The sequence below is a fragment of the Escherichia albertii NBRC 107761 = DSM 17582 genome (assembly GCF_000759775.1).
GTDB classification, from domain to species: Bacteria; Pseudomonadota; Gammaproteobacteria; order Enterobacterales; family Enterobacteriaceae; genus Escherichia; species Escherichia albertii.
In genome coordinates this window covers 1-5,202 of record NZ_BBMY01000187.1, presented here as the reverse complement: position 1 = coordinate 5,202, position 5,202 = coordinate 1, and the positions used below count along the sequence as shown (strand labels likewise).

4 protein-coding genes and 4 tRNA genes are annotated in these 5,202 nt (G+C 48.4%); 1 reads left to right on the top strand and 7 read right to left on the bottom strand.

The window, feature by feature from the left end:
• Window positions 1-2 precede the first annotated feature (2 nt).
• From tuf to EA14781_RS21645, 5 genes are all read right to left on the bottom strand, one after another.
• Window positions 3-1,187, bottom strand: coding sequence for an elongation factor Tu (tuf, locus tag EA14781_RS21665; RefSeq protein WP_025237921.1), 1,185 nt, complete (start codon window positions 1,185-1,187; stop codon window positions 3-5).
• A 114-nt stretch (window positions 1,188-1,301) separates the two neighbouring features.
• Window positions 1,302-1,377, bottom strand: a tRNA-Thr gene (locus tag EA14781_RS21660).
• A gap of 6 nt (window positions 1,378-1,383) precedes the next feature.
• Window positions 1,384-1,458, bottom strand: a tRNA-Gly gene (locus tag EA14781_RS21655).
• A gap of 116 nt (window positions 1,459-1,574) precedes the next feature.
• Window positions 1,575-1,659, bottom strand: a tRNA-Tyr gene (locus tag EA14781_RS21650).
• 8 nt (window positions 1,660-1,667) lie between these two features.
• Window positions 1,668-1,743 (bottom strand) — tRNA-Thr (locus EA14781_RS21645).
• Between the two features lie 361 nt (window positions 1,744-2,104).
• Here EA14781_RS21645 and coaA point away from each other — a divergent pair.
• On the top strand, window positions 2,105-3,055 hold the full coding sequence (gene coaA / locus EA14781_RS21635; protein ID WP_000023090.1) for a type I pantothenate kinase: 951 nt from the start codon (window positions 2,105-2,107) through the stop codon (window positions 3,053-3,055).
• Between the two features lie 28 nt (window positions 3,056-3,083).
• On the opposite strand, the gene birA is transcribed toward coaA, so the two are convergent.
• Window positions 3,084-4,049, bottom strand: coding sequence for a bifunctional biotin--[acetyl-CoA-carboxylase] ligase/biotin operon repressor BirA (birA, locus tag EA14781_RS21630; RefSeq protein WP_000654626.1), 966 nt, complete (start codon window positions 4,047-4,049; stop codon window positions 3,084-3,086).
• Window positions 4,046-5,074: a UDP-N-acetylmuramate dehydrogenase gene (murB, locus tag EA14781_RS21625; protein ID WP_001016678.1), complete on the bottom strand. Its 1,029-nt coding sequence runs from the start codon at window positions 5,072-5,074 to the stop codon at window positions 4,046-4,048. Before murB ends, birA begins: the two co-directional genes overlap by 4 nt.
• Window positions 5,075-5,202 lie beyond the last annotated feature (128 nt).

Genomic DNA, 5,202 nt, shown 5'->3' with positions numbered 1-5,202 from the left:
AATTAGCCCAGAACTTTAGCTACAACGCCCGCGCCAACGGTACGACCGCCTTCACGGATTGCGAAACGCAGACCGTCGTCCATCGCAATCGGGTGGATCAGGGTAACAACCATTTTAACGTTGTCGCCCGGCATTACCATCTCTACGCCTTCCGGCAGTTCGATGGTACCCGTCACGTCAGTAGTACGGAAGTAGAACTGCGGACGGTAGCCTTTGAAGAACGGAGTATGACGACCGCCTTCATCTTTGGACAGAATGTACACTTCAGATTCGAACTTGGTGTGCGGTTTGATGGTGCCCGGCTTAGCCAGTACCTGACCACGTTCGATTTCTTCGCGTTTGATACCACGCAGCAGAACACCTACGTTCTCACCAGCACGGCCTTCGTCCAGCAGTTTGCGGAACATTTCAACGCCAGTACAGGTAGACTTCTGAGTCTCTTTGATACCAACGATTTCAACTTCTTCGCCCACTTTGATGATACCGCGTTCTACACGACCGGTAACAACGGTACCACGACCGGAAATGGAGAATACGTCTTCGATCGGCAGCAGGAACGGCTTGTCAATCGCACGCTCTGGTTCCGGAATGTAAGAATCCAGGAAGCCAGCCAGTTCCAGGATTTTCGCTTCCCACTCTGCGTCGCCTTCCAGCGCTTTCAGAGCAGAACCACGAACGATCGGAGTGTCGTCGCCCGGGAAGTCATACTGGGACAGAAGTTCACGAACTTCCATTTCAACCAGTTCCAGCAGCTCTTCGTCATCAACCATGTCGCATTTGTTCAGGAACACGATGATGTACGGAACGCCTACCTGACGACCCAGCAGGATGTGCTCACGAGTCTGCGGCATCGGGCCGTCAGTCGCAGCAACAACCAGGATAGCACCGTCCATCTGCGCAGCACCGGTGATCATGTTTTTAACATAGTCAGCATGGCCCGGGCAGTCTACGTGTGCGTAGTGACGGGTCGGGGTGTCGTATTCAACGTGGGAAGTGTTGATGGTGATACCACGCGCTTTTTCTTCCGGCGCGTTATCGATCTGGTCGAATGCGCGAGCAGCACCGCCGTAGGTTTTAGCCAGTACGGTAGTGATTGCAGCGGTCAGCGTTGTTTTACCATGGTCAACGTGGCCGATAGTACCGACGTTAACGTGCGGTTTTGTACGTTCAAACTTTTCTTTAGACATCGATTGTCCCTCTAAGACACGGATAAATCGGTGATATCACCACATCAACCAGGCAACATGCCCGACTTGTTGAATGCAATAGACAGAAGGAAAAAACAGGGAGGAGAAAAGAAGTGGTGCTGATAGGCAGATTCGAACTGCCGACCTCACCCTTACCAAGGGTGCGCTCTACCAACTGAGCTATATCAGCACATCTTGGAGCGGGCAGCGGGAATCGAACCCGCATCATCAGCTTGGAAGGCTGAGGTAATAGCCATTATACGATGCCCGCATCCTGGAACTCGGCTACCTGATTTTCATTCTGCACTGAATATCGAGAGAAGCTCTCTTTATTCGAGCCGGTAAGCGAACTTATCGTCTCGGGCTACGCCATCGCGTGGCCGAAATTGGTGGTGGGGGAAGGATTCGAACCTTCGAAGTCTGTGACGGCAGATTTACAGTCTGCTCCCTTTGGCCGCTCGGGAACCCCACCGGACTTGATGGTGCCGACTACCGGAATCGAACTGGTGACCTACTGATTACAAGTCAGTTGCTCTACCTACTGAGCTAAGTCGGCATCAAGTAGCGCGCATTCTATGGAGACATGCGCGTTCATGCAACTAAAAAATTGCATAATTTGTTTTGTTGGTCACATTTTGCTCGAGACGATGAAGAAATCGTCGAAGAAGGCGCTGATTAGCACACTTTTTCAGCACCATTCTGCTTAACAACATACTTCCATCAAGACACGATTCTTTTTATCAGATGGAATATCTGTCACATTGCTTTTCAACGATAGCTCGCCGAAAGAGATTTTTTCTTATTATTCCTTCCCATCTGGTGTTACCCTCCTGCCCATTATCCCATTAAACTGAACTGTGACGCGCCATGGCAAATATCGCTTTGCCGATAGAGCTATGACCGCCAGAAACATGCTTATGAGTATAAAAGAGCAAACGTTAATGACGCCTTACCTACAGTTTGACCGCAACCAGTGGGCAGCTCTGCGTGATTCCGTACCCATGACGTTAACGGAAGAAGAGATTGCCCGCCTCAAAGGTATAAATGAAGATCTCTCCTTAGAAGAAGTTGCCGAGATCTATTTGCCTCTGTCGCGTTTGCTGAACTTCTATATAAGCTCAAACCTGCGCCGTCAGGCAGTTCTGGAACAGTTTCTTGGTACCAACGGGCAACGTATTCCTTACATTATCAGCATTGCTGGTAGCGTCGCGGTGGGGAAAAGTACGACCGCCCGTGTATTACAGGCGCTATTAAGCCGTTGGCCGGAACATCGCCGTGTTGAGTTGATAACCACAGATGGTTTTCTTCACCCTAACCAGGTGCTTAAAGAGCGTGGCCTGATGAAGAAGAAAGGCTTCCCGGAATCGTATGATATGCATCGCCTGGTGAAGTTTGTTTCCGATCTCAAATCTGGCGTGCCAAACGTTACAGCTCCTGTTTACTCGCATCTTATTTATGATGTGATCCCGGATGGAGATAAAACTGTTGTTCAACCTGATATTTTAATTCTTGAAGGATTAAATGTCTTACAGAGCGGGATGGATTATCCGCACGACCCGCATCATGTTTTTGTTTCTGATTTCGTCGATTTTTCGATATATGTTGATGCCCCGGAAGACTTACTTCAGACATGGTATATCAATCGTTTCCTGAAATTCCGCGAAGGGGCTTTTACAGACCCGGATTCTTATTTTCATAACTACGCGAAATTAACTAAGGAAGAAGCTATTAAGACAGCCATGACGTTGTGGAGAGAGATCAACTGGCTGAACTTAAAGCAAAATATTCTACCTACTCGTGAGCGCGCCAGTTTAATCCTGACGAAAAGTGCTAATCATGCGGTAGAAGAGGTCAGACTGCGCAAATAATTTTCAGGGGAGCTAATGCTCCCCTTTCTTATTTTTCTGCGCTACGCAGGGATATTTCACCGCCCATCCAGGGTTTTATTATTCCATCTTGCTCAAGCAATAAAGCACCTTGTTTGTCTATTCCGCGTGAAATACCAAATATTTCTTTATCACCAATGATAAGTTTCACTGGGCGATTAATAAAATTATCCAGCTTTTCCCAGCGAGAAAGATAAGGTGCCAATCCTTCTTGCTCGAAGAGTTCCAGCGCCGCGCGTAATTCACGTATTAGCATGGCCGCCAACGTATTACGATCGAGATTGATCCCCGCTTCCTGCAACGTGATCCACCCCTGATTAACGACACTCTCTTCAACCCGACGCATTGCCATGTTGATCCCGGCACCAATGACTATTTGCGCCGCATCGCCAGTTTTGCCAGTCAGTTCCACAAGAATACCTGCCAGCTTGCGATCCTGCAGATAGAGGTCATTCGGCCATTTAACACGAACTTTATCAGCACCCAGCTTGCGTAATACTTCCGCCATCACGATACCGATAACCAAACTTAAACCAATCGCCGCAGCCGGGCCTTGTTCCAGACGCCAGAACATCGACAAATATAAGTTTGCGCCAAAAGGCGAAAACCATTTCCGACCACGGCGACCACGACCTGCCTGCTGGTATTCTGCAACGCAGGCATCGCCCGATTTAAGCTCTCCGATACGATCAAGGAGATATTGATTTGTAGAATCAATAACCGGCAACACGGCCACACTGCCGCCATCCAGCTGACTCAATATCTGTTCTGCATTAAGTAACTGGATGGGCTCAGGCAGGCTGTATCCTTTACCCGGAACGGTAAAGACATCAACCCCCCAGTCACGCAGTGTCTGAATGTGTTTATTAATAGCCGCCCGGCTCATTCCCAGCGTTTCACCCAACTGCTCGCCAGAGTGAAATTCACCATTCGCTAACAGCGCGATTAATTTCAGTGGAACGGTATTATCCTTCATGAAATCGTCTCCACTGCGCTAACTTCACCTGATGCACCAATAAAGCGAACTTCTGGCTCAAGCCAGACATTAAATTTTTCACCCACTTTCTGTCTTACATGATGTGCCAGTTGCACGACATCTTCGCTTTTTGCATTGTCTTCATTAATGAGAACTAACGCCTGTTGACGGTGCACCGCAGCCCCACCCATTTGCATCCCTTTTAGCTGGCACTGATCGATAAGCCAACCTGCTGCCAGTTTTACTGAACCATCCGCCTGGGGGTAATTTGGTGCTGTTGGAAATTGTGCCAATAATGCTTTAGCCGTTTCGGCAGGTACAACAGGGTTTTTGAAGAAACTACCGGCATTGCCATTCACTTTTGGATCAGGGAGTTTGGTGGTGCGCATATGACACACCGCATCAAATACTTGCTGTGGCGTTACTGTTGTAGGATCCAGACGAGTTAAGTCACCATACGTTAGTACAGGTTGCCACTCTTTTGGCAGACGCAGACCTACGGCTACAATGGCGAAGCGGCCCTGGTATTCATGTTTAAAAATACTGTCGCGATAGCCAAAACGGCACTCTTTGGCAGTTAAGCGCACTTGCTTGCCTGTCGCCAGTTCAACACAGTCAACATAAGCGCAAACTCGCTGTAATTCTACGCCATAAGCACCAATATTCTGGATAGGTGATGAGCCAACACAACCAGGAATTAATGCCAGATTTTCCAGACCGGGCATACCTTCCTGCAAAGTGTATTTTACCAGGCGATGCCAGTTTTCTCCGGCTCCTACATGTAAATACCACGTATCAGGTTCATCATGAATTTCGATCCCTTTGATTCGGTTGATGATCACCGTACCGCGATAGTCTTCCAGAAAAAGTACATTACTTCCTTCACCCAGAATAAGAACGGGTTGTCCTTCTGCGGTTGCATGCTGCCAGGCATTGAGTAGTTGTTGTTCGTCTTCGGCACATACAATGTGTTGAGCATTATGATCAATGCCAAATGTATTCCAGGGTTTTAAGGAGTGGTTCATAGCTGCTTTCCTGATGCAAAAACGAGGCTAGTTTACCGTATCTGCGGGGGTATGGCTTGTAGATATGATGACAGGAAGTGTTTGTAGAAACGCAAAAAGGCCCGGTCTTTCGACCGGGCCTTTCGCTT